Raw genomic sequence first — 15,336 nt, 5'->3', positions numbered from 1 at the left:
GCGCCGCCGGGCAATACCCTGGTATCCACACCATGCACCACGACATTACCCACATCCTGACTGACCTGATCAACGGTACAACGCCGCTGCGTCAGGTGCATTTTGTCGCGTCTGCCGGCAAGAATACCCGAACGTCACCTTGTCTCTCGGTTATCCTGGAAACCCGCTGCGAGGCATTCTTTTCCACATCCGGGCACGTCCCGCTTCATTCTTCGCACTCTCTCAGAATAAGCTTCGGCAAACAGCAGCTGACGCTTCAGCTTCATCGGAATAACATCCTTTTACAACAGCAGCAGGTCGCCAGGCGAGGCCCCCGGACGGGCGCGTTTCTCCTGCAAACGCTCAACGAACTGCACATGCAGCCGACCGAGCAGGACACGGCCAGGCTGGTAGTCTTAAGTCTGCTCAGCCACTGCCGCGATCTGCTTGGCAGCGAGATCCACACTGATAGCCGCAGTCGCGCGCTCTTCGAAGCCATTCGTCGCTTTATTGACGAACATCATGCCTCAGCGCTGACCCGGGATTCCGTTGCCGAGGCGTTTTACATTTCCCCTAACTATCTCTCTCACCTTTTTCAGAAGACCGGAAATGTTGGGTTCAATGAATACCTGACACAGACGCGTCTGGAACACGCGCGCCAGCTGCTCAAGGGGTACGATTTAAAAATTAAGGATATTTCGGTACGCTGTGGGTTTATGGACAGCAACTATTTCTGCCGTCTCTTTCGCAAACACACCGAACGTTCACCTTCCGAATATCGCCGCCAGTATCACAGCCAGCTGATCGCCAAAAACTAGCACTGTGATCGGCATCGCACTTCGTTAAGCAGAATACATTTGTCCAGTATTTGGCAAAATTGACCTGTATCGGCCGCGCCTGGCAGGGCCTTATCCTTTATTTAGCCTTTCTGACTTAAGGAAAAATAATGGAACTGTATCTGGATACCGCCAACGTGGCGGAAGTTGAACGCCTGGCGCGCATCTTTCCCATTGTGGGCGTCACCACCAACCCGAGCATCATTGCCGCCAGCCGTGAATCCATCTGGGACGTGCTGCCGCGTCTCCAAAAAGCCATTGGACCGGAAGGCACGCTGTTTGCTCAAACCATGAGCCGCGATGCCGAAGGCATGGTGGCAGAGGCAAAACGCCTGAGTAACGCCCTCCCGGACATCGTGGTGAAAATCCCGGTGACGGCTCAGGGGCTTATTGCAATTAAGGCGTTAAAAAAAGAGGGGATAACCACGCTGGGCACCGCCGTTTACAGCGCGGCACAGGGTTTGCTTGCCGCACTGGCAGGCGCGAAATATGTCGCGCCGTATGTAAACCGCGTTGACGCTCAGGGCGGTGACGGCATTCGCATGGTTCAGGAGCTGCAATCCCTACTGGAACTGCACGCGCCGGAAAGCAGAGTGCTGGCCGCCAGTTTCAAAACGCCGCGTCAGGCGTTGGACTGCCTGTTGGCGGGATGCGAGGCAATCACGCTTCCCTTAGACGTAGCGCAACAAATGCTCGGCACGCCAGCGGTAGAGTCAGCCATAGAGAAGTTCGAGCAGGACTGGAAAAACGCGTTTGGTAACCTCAACCTCTAAGGGAGAACTGTTATGGACCGTATTATTCAATCACCTGGGAAATACATCCAGGGTGCTGATGTGCTTACCCGTCTCGGCGACTATCTGAAACCGCTGGCACAGCGCTGGCTGGTTGTCGGCGATAAATTTGTGCTGGGTTTTGCCGAAGAGACCCTGCGTCAGAGTTTTAAAAAAGCTGAACTGCATGCTGAAATCGCACCATTTGGTGGCGAATGTTCACAAAATGAAATCGACAGACTGAAAAAGCTGGCCGACAGCGCCGACTGCATGGCGGTGCTGGGCATTGGTGGCGGTAAAACGCTGGATACCGCCAAGGCGCTGGCCCATTTTATGGACGTACCCGTGGCTATTGCCCCAACGATTGCCTCCACCGATGCGCCGTGCAGCGCCCTTTCCGTCATTTACACCGACAGCGGTGAGTTCGATCGCTACCTGATGCTGCCGCACAACCCGAACATGGTTATTGTCGATACCAAAGTGGTAGCGGGTGCGCCGGCACGTCTGCTTGCCGCCGGGATTGGCGATGCGCTGGCGACGTGGTTTGAAGCACGCGCCTGCTCGCGCAGCGGCGCGACCACCATGGCGGGAGGCAAATGTACGCAAGCAGCACTCGCGCTGGCCGAGCTGTGCTACAACACGCTGGTTGAAGAGGGTGAAAAAGCCATGCTGGCCGCGGAACAGCATGTGGTTACACCGGCGCTGGAACGCATTATCGAAGCCAACACCTATCTCAGCGGCGTAGGCTTTGAAAGCGGTGGTCTGGCGGCGGCACACGCTATTCATAATGGTATGACGGCGGTACCGGACGCGCATCACTTCTATCACGGCGAGAAAGTGGCGTTTGGTACGCTGACGCAGCTGGTACTGGAAAACGCACCGGTAGAAGAAATAGAGACCGTCGCCGCGCTTTGTCACAGCGTTGGGCTGCCGATCACCCTGGCGCAGCTGAACATTAAAGAGGATATTCCGGCCAAAATGCGACTGATCGCGGAAGCCTCCTGTGCCGAAGGGGAAACGATCCACAACATGCCCGGCGGCGTAACGCCGGATCAGGTATATGCGGCACTGCTGGTGGCTGACCAGTATGGGCAGCGGTTCCTGCAGGAGTGGGAGTAAATAGCGTGAATAAAAATCCCCGCTGATGCGGGGATTTTTTTGGCCGTAGGCCGGGTAAGCGTTAGCGCCACCCGGCACAAGGGTTACTGCAGGTCAAACCTGTCCAGATCCATCACCTTCGCCCATGCGGCAACGAAGTCGCGGACAAACTTCTCATGCGCATCATCACTGGCATAAACCTCTGCCAGCGCGCGCAGGACGGCGTTCGAACCAAAGACCAGATCGGCGCGGGTGGCGGTGTATTTCACTTCACCGCTGGCGCGATCGCTTCCGGCAAACAGTTCATTAGATTCGTCGGTCGCCTTCCACTGGGTGTTCATGTCCAGCAGGTTCACGAAGAAATCGTTGCTCAGCACGCCCTCGCGGTCGGTGAACACGCCATTTTTGCTACCGTCAAAGTTTGCACCCAGCACGCGCAGGCCACCGATCAGCACCGTCAGCTCAGGCGCGGTCAGCGTCAGCTGCTGGGCTTTGTCGATCAGCAGTGACTCAGTGGTGGACACATCCACCTGCGCACGGTAGTTGCGGAAGCCGTCGGCAATCGGTTCGAGCAGGTTAAACATCTCGATATCCGTCTGATCCTGACGCGCGTCCACGCGGCCTGGGGTGAACGGCACGTTGACGTAAACGCCCGCGGCTTTTGCGGCCTGCTCAACGCCCACGACGCCCGCCAGCACGATGATATCGGCCAGTGAGGCTTTGTTGGTGGTGCGCTGGATAGCTTCCAGAGCCGGCAACGCGCGAACCGCCGCAGCGTTAACATCCCAGTCGCGCTGAGGAGCCAGCGCCAGACGCGCGCCGTTGGCACCGCCGCGCTTATCGCCACCGCGGAAGGTTGAAGCTGACGCCCAGGCAACCGAAACCAGTTCGCTCACGGACAGACCGGATGCCACAATCTCCGCCTTCAGGCTTTCAATGTCTTCTTTCGACGGATTGAACACCGCCTGCGGCAGCGGGTCCTGCCAAATCAGATCTTCTTTCGGCACTTCAGGGCCAATGTAACGCGCTTTTGGCCCCATATCACGGTGGGTCAGCTTGAACCAGGCACGGGCGAAGGCCTCGTTGAAAGCCTGCGGATCGTTCAGGAAGCGGCGGGAAATTTTCTCGAATTCCGGGTCAAAACGCAGCGTCAGGTCGGTGACCAGCATGGTAGGTTTGCGTTTTTTCGACGGGTCGAACGGATCGGGCATGATTTCCGGCGCATCCACGGCTTCAAACTGAATCGCACCCGCCGGGCTGCGGGTCTGCACCCATTCGTATTTGAACAGGTTCTCGAAGAAGTAGTTGCTCCACTGGGTCGGGGTTTGCGACCAGATAACTTCCAGACCGGAGGTAATGGCATCTGCGCCAACGCCCGTGCCGTGTGTGCTGGCCCAGCCCAGGCCCTGCGCTTCAATCGGCGAGGCTTCCGGGTCGGTGCCCACGTGCGTGGCTTCACCCGCGCCGTGGGTTTTGCCGAGAGTGTGGCCGCCCGCGATCAGCGCAACGGTCTCTTCGTCGTTCATCCCCATGTTACCGAAGGTCGCGCGAATGGCCGCCGCAGCAGACAGGGGTTCACCGCTGGCGTTTGGCCCTTCCGGGTTAACGTAGATCAAGCCCATTTCGGTGGCGGCCAGAGGGCGCTTCGCCAGCGCTTCCGGGTCGCGGTGGGTCAGCCAGGCTTTTTCATCGCCCCAGTTCACGTCCAGATCCGGTTCCCAGACGTCTTCACGCCCGGCGCCAAAACCAAAGGTGCGGAAGCCGGAGTTCTCCAGCGCCACGTTACCCGCGAGGATAAACAGGTCAGCCCAGGAAATTTTTTGTCCGTATTTTTGCTTGATTGGCCACAGCAGGCGGCGCGCCTTATCCAGGCTCACGTTATCCGGCCAGGAGTTCAGCGGCGCAAAGCGCTGTTGACCGCGTCCTGCTCCACCGCGCCCGTCAACGGAGCGATAGGTACCCGCGCCGTGCCAGGCCATACGGATAAACAGGCCCGCATAGCTGCCCCAGTCGGCAGGCCACCACGGTTGGGAGTCGGTTAAAAGTGCTTTGAGGTCGCCTTTAAGCGCGGAGTAATCCAGCTTGCTAAATTCTTTGCGGTAGTCAAAGTCTTCACCCAGAGGGTTCGAACGATTGGAATGTTGGTTAAGAAGATCGATGCGGAGTTGTTTTGGCCACCAGTCGCGGCTGCCTGTACCTGCGCCCGCGCTGTGATCGACGCCGCCCTGATGGAACGGGCATTTGCCGACTGATGCCGCTTTATTGGTCTCGTCTGACGTGCTCATCGCTTTGCTCCCTTTTACAGTGTTACCGTTACGATATACGCCCTTGTTGATAAGGTATAGTTGAGATAACCCACAGATTCGATAGTTAAATCCGTTTAATTTCCCATGGAAAATACATGAGTTTTGTACGTCAAAGGCAGCATTGCTGATATGGCAGGAAAATAAAACCCTTATAAATCAAAAAACCCTCCGAAGAGGGCTCTTTTTTTGTTACACGCCTGGTCTAACGCCGAGCGTATGGCATATGGCGTAACTCATCTCTGCACGGTTCAGCGTGTAGAAGTGGAAATCCTTCACCCCTTCACGACTTAAGATCTTCACCATGTCCATCGCGATATTTGCGCCCACCAGCTTGCGTGTTTCCGGGTCATCGTCCAGCCCCTCGTACATTTTAGACATCCACAGCGGAATGCGCACATTGGTCATATCGGCAAATTTCTTCGCCTGTTTGAAGTTAGAGACCGGCAGAATACCCGGGATAATTTCAACGTCGATGCCCGCCGAGACGCAGCGGTCACGAAAGCGCAGGTAGCTTTCCACATCAAAGAAGAACTGGGTAATGGCGCGGTTCGCGCCGGCGTCCACTTTACGCTTGAGGTTAAGCAGATCGGCCTGGGCGCTTTTCGCTTCCGGATGCACTTCAGGATAAGCGGCAACGGAGATATCAAAGTCGGCAACGTCTTTCAGCAGCGCGACCAGATCGGCGGCATACATGTCCGGCTTACCGCTACCCGGCGGCAGGTCACCGCGCAGCGCGACAATATGACGAATGCCGTTATTCCAGTAATCCTGGGCGATAGCCCGCAGCTCATCGCGGGTGGCGTCGATACAGGTGAGGTGCGGCGCCGCTTCCAGACCGGTACGATCTTTAATTCCTTTAATGATGCTGTGCGTACGGTCACGCTCGCCGGAGTTCGCACCGTAAGTCACGGAGACAAACTTCGGTTTCAGGCTGCTGAGACGATCGATAGAGCTCCACAGGGTTTGCTCCATTTCACTGGTGCGCGGCGGGAAAAATTCAAAAGAGACGTTAATCTGGCCGTTTACTTCAGCCAGGCTCTGATTCAGTGCTTCCCGCTGGTTGGCGTGAAAAAAGCTCATACCTTACCTCTATCAATCGCATGTCGTTGTCTGTTGTGTTGTGAACTTCTATACGTTTAGACGTCCAGATGTAAAAATGACGGAAAAGCGGAGGGACGTCAACATAAATAATCAACAATAACGGTGAGGTTTGCTCAGGGAATGTGAGAGAAATTCAGGATGAGGGTGAGAAGGCCCCTCACCCCGGCCCTCTCCCCAAAGGGGCGAGGGGGGAAAGACCGCACCGAGCAGTCCCCTCTCCCCTTTGGGGAGAGGGTTAGGGTGAGGGGGTTACAGCAGCTTAGCCAGACGGTTGATGTCGGACTGGATCGCCCCGGCGGTGACATCACGCCCCGCGCCCGGACCGCGGATCACCAGCGGGTTATCGCGGTACCAGCGGCTTTCGATGGCGAAGACGTTATCGCACGGCAGCAGCGCCGCCAGCGGATGTTCAGGACGCACCGCCTCGACGCCGACTCGCGCTTTTCCGTTGGCCTCGAAACGCGCCACGTAGCGCAGCACCAGCCCCATCTCGTTCGCCGCTTCCAGACGCTGCACCATCTGCTCGTTAAGCTCTTCACCATTCTCAAAGAAATGGTCCACAGAGCCTTCTTCACAGCCGGCAGGCACCAGCGATTCGACGCGTACGGCATCCGGTTCGATGTCGTAACCGGCTTCACGCGCCAGGATCACCAGCTTACGCATCACGTCTTTCCCGGCAAGGTCCACGCGCGGATCGGGCTCGGTTAAACCCTGCTGCCACGCCTGATCCACCAGGTCGGTGAACGGCACGGTGCCGTCGAACTGCAGGAACAGCCATGAGAGCGTGCCGGAGAAGATACCGCTCAGCGCCAGAATGCTGTCGCCGCTTTCAATCAGGTCGCGCACGGTGTGGTTAACCGGCAGCCCCGCGCCAACGGTGGCGTTGTAGAGCCAGTGACGACCGGTTTTTTCAAACGCGTCGTGGATCTGACGGTATTTATCGGTGCTGCTCGCCCCCGCCAGCTTGTTCGCACTGATGACGTGGAAACCGTGGCTGGCGAAATCAAGATACTGATCGGCAAGCTGTTCGCTGGCGGTAACGTCCAGCACCACCAGATCGTCATACGGGTGCGCGCGCATCCACAGGAACAGCGACTCTTCATCCTGCTCTACGGCTTCATCATTAAAGAAGGCAAGCGCGCGGCTGGCATCCAGCCCGTCGTAGTTCAGCAGGCTGCGGCGACTGTCCACAACGCCCGCGAGAATGAATTCGAATCCGGTACGCGCCGAGAGCGTGACCTGCTCGCGGGCGAACAGCTCCAGCCAGCGGGAACCGATGTTGCCTTTACCAAACAGCACCAGACCGATGCGCTTTTCCGCGCGGAACAGGGAGGTGTGCAGACCCTGAATCAGGCTCTCGGTTGGCCCTTTACGCAGGACGGCGACCAGGCTGATGCCCTCTTCCGACTGCCAGGTGAACTCCACCGGCTGGCCTTTTAGCTGCTGCCAGAAGCGGTGGCAGTGCAGCGGGTTACGGGTGACGCCCGCGCCCACCATCGCCACCAGCGCCAGCCCCTGACGCAGGCGAAGCTCGCCCGGCAGGCCCGCTTCATCCAGAATTTTCAGCGCGCTGTCAGCCACTTCAGCGGTATAGCAGAACTGGAGCAACTGGCGGTCATTGTGAACGCCAACGGCCAGCGGGCGTACCTGCGCGCGCTTTAATACCAGGTCGATATCTTTATGCGCCAGTTTGAAGTCCTGGCCCGCAGGCACCTGGAACTCAATCAGGCAGATGTCGTCGTGGCTGGTGACAATACGTGCGCCCGTACCGGAGGCCAGTACGCGTTCAATACGGGTAGAGCCTTGATCCGGGGTATAGCTGCAGCGCAGCTGGAGGTCGATATCGCTGCCGGAAACCGGCTGCAGCGTGCGCGCGTGCAGTACCGGCGCGGCCAGACGCGCCAGCTCGCTGGCTTCGTCGAGACGCAGCAGCGGCAGCAGACAGGCATCTTTCACTTTACGCGGGTCCGCGCTGTAAACACCAGCCACGTCGCTCCAGATGGTGACGCGGGAAACACCCGCCAGGGCACCAATCTGCGTTGCCGAGTAGTCCGAGCCGTTACGGCCCAGCAGCACGGTTTCGCCCGCGTTGCTGCGGCTGATAAAGCCGGTGACGACAATACGTTTGCCCGGATGCTGCACCAGCAGCTGTTGCAGCAGAGGGTAGGACAACCCTTCATCCACCTGCGGCTGCGCGGCACGTTCGGCGCGCAGGAAATCACGCGCGTCGAGCCAGGCCGCTTCCACACCCTGGTGCTGCAGCACGGCGGCCATCAGGCGCGCGGACCACACTTCACCGTGGCCTACCACTTCGGCATACACCGCGTCGGTAATCCCGCTGTCCAGCAGGGCGGCCAGACGCTCAAGGTCATGCGTGAAGGCGCCGATCAGCCCGTCCGCCACGTCCGCAGGCAGCAGGCCGGCAATCAGCTCACTCTGGTAACGGCGTAAGGACTGTTGCACCTGATGCGCAGAAAGGCGATCGGTCTGGCTCAGTTTCAGCCAGCTAATCAACTGGTTGGTGGTGCTGCCCGCCGCCGAGACAACCATCATGTCACCCGGCTGTGAATATTCCGTCATGATCCCTGCGACACGCAGGTAACATTTCACATCAGCAAGACTACTACCACCAAACTTGTGCAGTTGACGACCCTTCGCCCCTGCCTGCGCTATCACACTCATGATTACCCCTTGGCTGCGATCCGGAAGGCATTTTCCAGATCGGCAATTAAATCTTCAGAATCTTCAATACCGGTTGAGATCCGCAGCAGCGTCTCAGAAATCCCGGCGGCGGCACGTGCTTCGGGTGCCATACCTGCGTGCGTCATGGTCGCGGCGTGGGAGATCAAGCTTTCAACCCCACCTAATGATTCCGCCAGCGTAAACAATGACAGCCCGCTCAGGAAGCGACGCAGCGTTTGCTCGTCACCGTCCAGTTCAAAACTTAACATCGCGCCAAATCCCTTCTGCTGGCGCGCGGCAATCTCGTGCCCCTGGTTTTCCGGCAGCGATGGGTGATAGAGCTTCTTCACCAGCGGCTGGGTTTTCAGGAAATCGACAATCGCCTGGGCATTGCGCTGCGCCACTTCCATGCGCGGCGACAGCGTGCGGATACCGCGCAACAGCAGATAGCTGTCGAAGGCACCCGCGGTGACGCCAATATTATTGGCCCACCATGCCAGTTCGGTGACAACGTCGGGATCTTTGGCAATCACCACGCCCGCTACCACATCAGAATGGCCGTTCAGATATTTAGTGCATGAATGCAATACCAGATCGGCACCCAGTGCGAGTGGGTTCTGAAGGGCCGGACTGAGGAACGTATTATCCACTACACTTATCGCTCCCGCATCCCTTGCGAGCTGACAAATTTTCGCAATATCGACAACGCGCAACAATGGATTGCTTGGACTTTCCACCAGAACCAGCTTTGGTTTCTCTGCCAGCGCCTGTTTCAGCGCCTGTTCGTCGTTTTGATCGACAAACAGCACGCGATAGCAGCCGCGTTTCGCCAGGCTATCAAACAGGCGATAGCTGCCGCCGTAGCAATCGTGCGGCGCGACCAGCAGGTCACCAGGCTTCAGGAACACCGTGGTCACCAGGTGAATGGCGGACATCCCCGTATTGGTTAATACTGCACCTGCGCCACCTTCCAGCTCGGCCAGCGTACGCTGGGTCACGTCACGCGTAGGGTTGCCACGACGCGAATAATCATGCGCGCGGGGTTCATTAAATCCGGTGAAATTGTAGGTACTGGAAAGATGAATCGGCGGGACAACGCAGCCGTACTGCTCGTCATCATTTAATCCGCTACGCACTGCAATAGTGGCCTGTTTACGCGTCATGGTGAGGGCTTCCTGGCGAATGAGGTGAAAAGTCAGGCACCAGAGTAAACATTGAAAGTATGGACGTCAATACATCTGGACATCTAAACTTCTTTGCGTATAGATTGAGCAATGCGCAAATAGCCGTTAAAATTATATGCTTTAGTGCACGCTGCAGCGGCAATATCCGTGCCACGGTATCGTCTCTACGGTAAACTAGGGAAGATTGCGGTTCAAAACGGGTGGTTACAGGTTTTGCACCTTTAGATAAATGACTGAGAGGATTAAAGGTATCTCATGGCTGAATGGAGCGGCGAATATATCAGCCCATACGCTGAGCACGGTAAGAAGAGTGAACAAGTAAAGAAAATTACGGTTTCTATTCCTCTGAAGGTGTTGAAGATCCTCACCGATGAACGTACGCGTCGTCAGGTGAACAACCTGCGTCACGCGACCAACAGCGAACTGCTGTGTGAAGCGTTCCTGCATGCGTTTACCGGTCAACCGTTGCCGAACGATGAAGATCTGCGCAAAGAGCGTAGTGATGAAATTCCGGAAGAGGCGAAAGTCATCATGCGTGAACTGGGCATTGACCCGGAGACGTGGGAATACTAACTGCGGTGCGATCCCGCTGAGGTTACTCAGCGGGATGGTTTCTTAGAAGTTGTAGCCTAAACCCACGCGCAGACGCGTCTGGCGGTCGTCGCTGGTGGCGGTGTTATAGCCGGAAGAGACGTTGCCCACTTCCACAAAGGGGATCCACGAGTCGATGTTATACGCCACGCGGAAGTTATATTCGTAATCTTCTTTTTTATTGTTATACAGGTCTTCGTTGTCGGCGATTTTATAAATGCCGTTTAACTCGAACATCCAGCCATCAATATTATAACCCAGCCACATTTCCGGACGATAAACCATACGGTCATCTTTTCCGTCCGCATTGCGGCGAGTGTATTCCGTACGATAACGAAACGCCGTCCACCAGCTGTCATTAATATTATACTGCACGCGCAGATAAGGCTTATAGATGGCCATGTCATCACCCATTTCAACGGCGACGCCCGGCTGCCAGATAAAACCTTGCCAGGTAAATTGATAGCTTGCGGTATATTCGTTGCTGTTACTTTCCATATTATTAAGCGCGTCGTTAGACTGCTTGTTATCGGAGCGCGATACCGCCTCAACCGCTACGCCAAAGCCGGTGCCAAAGCGGTGGGACATGTACACACGGTCGTAGTTACGCCCATCGTCGTAATACTCGTGTCGGTAATCCACATATCCCGCCTGCGCCGCGCACGATATTAACGGAAGCACAAATAAAAGTTGCTTCAATTTCATAATATTTCCCTCGAAGTAAACGCGCCCTGAAAGCCACTGTGTCGTCATGGCAAATAAGAATGTATGACGGGCGCAGTGTAAGTTTACGAAACGAGAGAAACCTTTTATTTTTTGACACATCCATTAAAAGGTGGCAAAGAATTAAAGAAATGAAAGATGCAGTTCACTATCCGTTAAAGAATACACCAGACAAATATATTTAATAGAATGATACGTAATTAATTATTTTAGATATAAATATTAAGATATGATTTATTCAGAAGGGATATGACAGGCACAAAAAAACCGCCCGAAGGCGGTTTTTCCTGGATGCTTATTTAGCGCCCGGGATGCTGAAACGCTTGTTGAAGCGGTCAACACGGCCACCGGTTGCAACATCACGCTGCTTACCAGTGTAGAACGGGTGGCATTTGCCGCACACGTCCAGGTTCAGATCGTGGCCCACGGTAGAGCGGATCTGGATAGAGTTACCGCAAGAACAGTTTGCAGTAATCATTTCGTATTTCGGGTGAATATCTTTTTTCATGGGAGAACCTCAGTTAAGGCCGCGTCGCTCTTCCAGCCCTAACGCCAGACACCACGCGATGTTGAATGTAATTTCTCTGGCGTAATATACACCAAAGGCGGCGAATCATACAGAATTTGACCAACGTATGCAAACTGATCCGCACGCCGCTTTCACTAATGTGTATACTAACGCGCCACTTTTCAAGTCAGGAAGATTCGATGCCCGTCGCTCACGTTGCCCTGCCCGTTCCGCTTCCCCGCACCTTTGACTACCTGCTGCCCGACAGCATGAGCGCCAAAGCGGGCTGTCGCGTGACCGTGCCGTTTGGCAAACAGCAGCGCGTGGGGATTGTAGTCTCCGTCAGCGATCAAAGCGAACTGCCGCTCATTGAACTGAAGTCGGTCGTTGAGGTGCTGGACAGCGAGCCCGTTTACTCCACCAGCACCTGGCGACTGCTGCTGTGGGCGGCAGATTATTATCATCACCCGATTGGCGACGTCCTGTTCCACGCCCTGCCCATCATGCTGCGTCAGGGCAAGAGCGCCAGCCACGCGCCGATGTGGTACTGGTTTGCCACCGAGCAGGGTCAGGCGGTCGATATTAACAGCCTGAAACGCTCGCAGAAACAGCAGCAGGCCCTGGCGGCGCTGCGTCAGGGGAAAATCTGGCGGCATCAGGTCGACGAGCTTGAGGTCAGCGAAACAGCGCTACAGGCATTAAGAAAGAAAGGGCTGAGCGAACTGGCAAGCGAAGCACCTGCCCTTTACGACTGGCGCGAGAGTTTCTCCGTTTCAGGGGATCGCCTGCGTCTGAATACCGAGCAGGCCACCGCCGTGGGCGCGATTCATAGCGCTTCCGATCATTTCTCTGCCTGGCTGCTGGCAGGGGTGACGGGTTCCGGCAAAACGGAGGTCTACCTGAGCGTGCTGGAAAACGTGCTCGCTCAGGGCAAACAGGCGCTGGTGATGGTGCCGGAAATTGGCCTGACGCCGCAAACCATCGCCCGATTCCGCGAACGCTTTAACGCGCCGGTTGAGGTGCTGCACTCCGGCCTGAACGACAGCGAACGCCTCAGCGCCTGGCTGAAAGCGAAAAACGGCGAAGCGGCGATTGTGATCGGCACCCGCTCGTCGCTGTTTACGCCGTTTAAAAATCTTGGCGTTATCGTGATCGACGAAGAACACGACAGCTCCTATAAACAGCAGGAAGGCTGGCGCTATCACGCCCGCGATCTGGCTGTTTATCGCGCGCACAGTGAGCAGATCCCTATTATTCTCGGCTCCGCCACGCCTGCGCTCGAAACGCTGCACAACGTGCGCCAGCGGAAATACCACATGCTGCGCCTGACGCGTCGCGCGGGGAATGCCCGTCCGGCTATTCAACACGTGCTGGATCTCAAAGGTCAGCAGGTTCAGGCAGGGCTTGCGCCTGCCTTAATTACCCGAATGCGCCAGCATTTGCAGGCGGGCAATCAGGTGATCCTGTTCCTTAACCGACGCGGTTTCGCGCCCGCGCTGCTGTGCCACGACTGCGGCTGGATTGCCGAGTGCCCGCGCTGCGACCACTACTATACCTTCCACCAGGCCCAGCGGCATTTGCGCTGCCACCACTGCGACAGCCAGCGCCCGGTGCCGCGCCAGTGCCCGTCATGTGGTTCCACGCATATCGTGCCGGTGGGTCTGGGAACGGAACAGCTGGAACAGGCGCTTGGCCCCTTCTTCCCGGACGTGCCTATTTCGCGTATTGACCGGGACACCACCAGCCGCAAAGGCGCGCTGGAACAGCAGCTGGCGGAAGTGCATCGCGGCGGCGCGCGCATCCTGATTGGTACTCAGATGCTGGCCAAAGGCCACCACTTCCCGGACGTGACGCTGGTCGCCCTGCTGGACGTAGACGGCGCGCTGTTCTCGGCAGATTTCCGCTCAGCCGAGCGCTTCGCCCAGCTTTATACCCAGGTGGCAGGGCGTGCCGGTCGCGCCGGTAAACAGGGTGAAGTGGTGTTGCAAACGCACCATCCAGAGCACCCGTTGCTGCAAACCCTCCTGCATAAAGGCTATGACGCCTTTGCCGAGCAGGCGCTGGCCGAACGCCAGACCATGCAGCTGCCGCCGTGGACCAGCCACGTCATCATCCGCGCGGAAGATCACAACAACCAGCAGGCGCCGCTTTTCCTGCAGCAGCTGAGAAACCTCCTGCAGGCCAGCCCGCTGGTGGATAATCAGCTGTGGATTTTGGGCCCGGTGCCGGCACTCGCCCCAAAACGCGGCGGACGTTTCCGCTGGCAAATTTTACTCCAGCACCCCTCGCGTATTCGTCTTCAGCACATCGTCAGCGGCGCGCTGGTACTGATTAATACCCTGCCGGAAGCGCGAAAAGTGAAGTGGGTACTGGACGTCGATCCCATCGAAGGCTGAAGACGGATCGAAAAATTTAACGCTCCTCACACTTTTTATGAAAATTCTGTAACCGATTCCATTAACTATCTGTAAAAATGGTGATGTCAGAAGTTCGGTGTTCAGGCGAGGAGAAGACGTTGAAGTCCAGGAAAGAGGTTGCACCGGCGACCATGAAAGACGTTGCCCAGAAAGCACAAGTCTCTACGGCAACGGTATCCCGCGCATTAATGAACCCGGATAAAGTCTCCCAGGCGACCCGTAACCGGGTAGAGCAGGCTGCGCTTGAAGTGGGCTATTTCCCACAGGCGATGGGGCGTAACGTTAAACGCAATGAGTCGCGCACCATTCTGGTGATTGTGCCGGACATCTGTGACCCCTTCTTCAGCGAGATTATCCGCGGTATTGAAGTCACCGCAGCGGAACAGGGTTATCTGGTGCTGATTGGCGACTGTGCTCACCAGAATCAGCAGGAAAAAACCTTCATCGATCTCATTATCACCAAGCAGATCGACGGGATGCTGCTGCTTGGCTCGCGCCTGCCGTTTGATGCCAGCATTGAAGAGCAGCGTAATTTGCCGCCGATGGTCATGGCCAACGAGTTTGCGCCAGAGCTGGAGCTGCCGACGGTCCACATTGATAACCTCACCGCCGCGTTCAACGCCGTAAACTATCTCCAGGAGCTGGGGCATAAGCGCATTGGCTGTATTGCCGGGCCGGAAGAGATGCCGCTGTGTCATTATCGCTTGCAGGGCTACGTTCAGGCGCTGCGCCGTACCGGCGTCACCGTCGATCCGCACTACATTGCGCGCGGTGACTTTACCTTCGCCGCGGGTGGACAAGCGCTGGAGAAACTTCTGGACCTGCCTGAACCGCCAACCGCCGTATTTTGTCACAGCGACGTGATGGCGCTGGGCGCATTGTCGTACGCCAAACGCCGCGGCCTGCGGATACCGAAAGATTTATCGATCGTCGGATTCGATAATATTTCGCTTTCAGAATTTTGCGATCCGCCGCTCTCAACGGTCGCTCAGCCGCGCTATCAAATCGGCCGCGAAGCGATGCTGCTTCTGCTGGATCAGCTTCATGGTCAAACAGTTAGCAGCGGCTCGCGGTTGCTGGACTGCGAACTGATTGTTCGCGGCACTACCCAGGCATTGACTTAAAGTAAACGTCTTTCGGA

Annotated in this window: 12 protein-coding genes; 6 read left to right on the top strand and 6 right to left on the bottom strand. The window is 56.7% G+C overall.

The features are described 5' to 3' along the window. Positions 1-32 precede the first annotated feature (32 nt). The 3 genes from AB8846_RS18810 to AB8846_RS18800 all read left to right on the top strand — a co-directional run bounded on the left by AB8846_RS18810 (position 33) and on the right by AB8846_RS18800 (position 2,704). A complete protein-coding gene (locus AB8846_RS18810) occupies positions 33-797 on the top strand; it encodes a helix-turn-helix transcriptional regulator (RefSeq protein ID WP_370733388.1) in 765 nt (254 codons plus the stop codon). Positions 798-925: 128 nt separating this feature from the next. Then, positions 926-1,588, top strand: coding sequence for a fructose-6-phosphate aldolase (fsa, locus tag AB8846_RS18805; RefSeq protein WP_370733385.1), 663 nt, complete (start codon positions 926-928; stop codon positions 1,586-1,588). 12 nt (positions 1,589-1,600) lie between these two features. After that, positions 1,601-2,704, top strand: coding sequence for a glycerol dehydrogenase (locus AB8846_RS18800; RefSeq protein ID WP_063144392.1), 1,104 nt, complete (start codon positions 1,601-1,603; stop codon positions 2,702-2,704). Positions 2,705-2,787: 83 nt separating this feature from the next. Here the strand turns inward: AB8846_RS18800 and katG are convergent, their stop codons facing one another. From katG to metB, 4 genes are all read right to left on the bottom strand, one after another. Next, positions 2,788-4,968, bottom strand: a complete 2,181-nt coding sequence (katG, locus tag AB8846_RS18795) for a catalase/peroxidase HPI (RefSeq protein WP_063144391.1) — start codon at positions 4,966-4,968, stop codon at positions 2,788-2,790. A gap of 210 nt (positions 4,969-5,178) precedes the next feature. Next, positions 5,179-6,069 (bottom strand): methylenetetrahydrofolate reductase, encoded by an 891-nt coding sequence (gene metF / locus AB8846_RS18790; RefSeq protein WP_010436968.1) that lies wholly within the window; start codon positions 6,067-6,069, stop codon positions 5,179-5,181. Positions 6,070-6,339: 270 nt separating this feature from the next. Continuing rightward, a complete protein-coding gene (locus tag AB8846_RS18785; protein WP_370733384.1) occupies positions 6,340-8,772 on the bottom strand; it encodes a bifunctional aspartate kinase/homoserine dehydrogenase II in 2,433 nt (810 codons plus the stop codon). Between the two features lie 2 nt (positions 8,773-8,774). Further along, on the bottom strand, positions 8,775-9,935 hold the full coding sequence (gene metB / locus AB8846_RS18780) for a cystathionine gamma-synthase (protein ID WP_063144389.1): 1,161 nt from the start codon (positions 9,933-9,935) through the stop codon (positions 8,775-8,777). A 276-nt stretch (positions 9,936-10,211) separates the two neighbouring features. Here metB and metJ point away from each other — a divergent pair, with 276 nt between their 5' ends. Continuing rightward, positions 10,212-10,529, top strand: a complete 318-nt coding sequence (metJ, locus tag AB8846_RS18775; RefSeq protein ID WP_015966498.1) for a met regulon transcriptional regulator MetJ — start codon at positions 10,212-10,214, stop codon at positions 10,527-10,529. Positions 10,530-10,571: 42 nt separating this feature from the next. Here the strand turns inward: metJ and AB8846_RS18770 are convergent, their stop codons facing one another. After that, positions 10,572-11,252 carry an oligogalacturonate-specific porin KdgM family protein gene (locus AB8846_RS18770; protein WP_331414051.1) on the bottom strand — a complete coding sequence of 227 codons (681 nt, stop codon included), beginning with the start codon at positions 11,250-11,252 and terminating at the stop codon, positions 10,572-10,574. Positions 11,253-11,565: 313 nt separating this feature from the next. Continuing rightward, positions 11,566-11,778 carry a 50S ribosomal protein L31 gene (rpmE, locus tag AB8846_RS18765; protein WP_003862040.1) on the bottom strand — a complete coding sequence of 71 codons (213 nt, stop codon included), beginning with the start codon at positions 11,776-11,778 and terminating at the stop codon, positions 11,566-11,568. Positions 11,779-11,978: 200 nt separating this feature from the next. Between rpmE and priA the strand changes: the two genes are divergently transcribed. Together priA and cytR are read left to right on the top strand one after the other, a co-directional pair. Continuing rightward, a complete protein-coding gene (priA, locus tag AB8846_RS18760) occupies positions 11,979-14,174 on the top strand; it encodes a primosomal protein N' (RefSeq protein ID WP_370733383.1) in 2,196 nt (731 codons plus the stop codon). A gap of 119 nt (positions 14,175-14,293) precedes the next feature. Beyond that, positions 14,294-15,319: a DNA-binding transcriptional regulator CytR gene (cytR, locus tag AB8846_RS18755; protein ID WP_063144386.1), complete on the top strand. Its 1,026-nt coding sequence runs from the start codon at positions 14,294-14,296 to the stop codon at positions 15,317-15,319. The last annotated feature ends 17 nt before the right edge of the window (positions 15,320-15,336 follow it).

The organism is Enterobacter sp. KB-221C9 (assembly GCF_041320715.1).
Lineage (GTDB): Bacteria > Pseudomonadota > Gammaproteobacteria > Enterobacterales > Enterobacteriaceae > Enterobacter > Enterobacter asburiae_D.
Note: the sequence above shows the minus strand (reverse complement) of the source record. Positions and strands in the feature narration are given on the sequence as shown.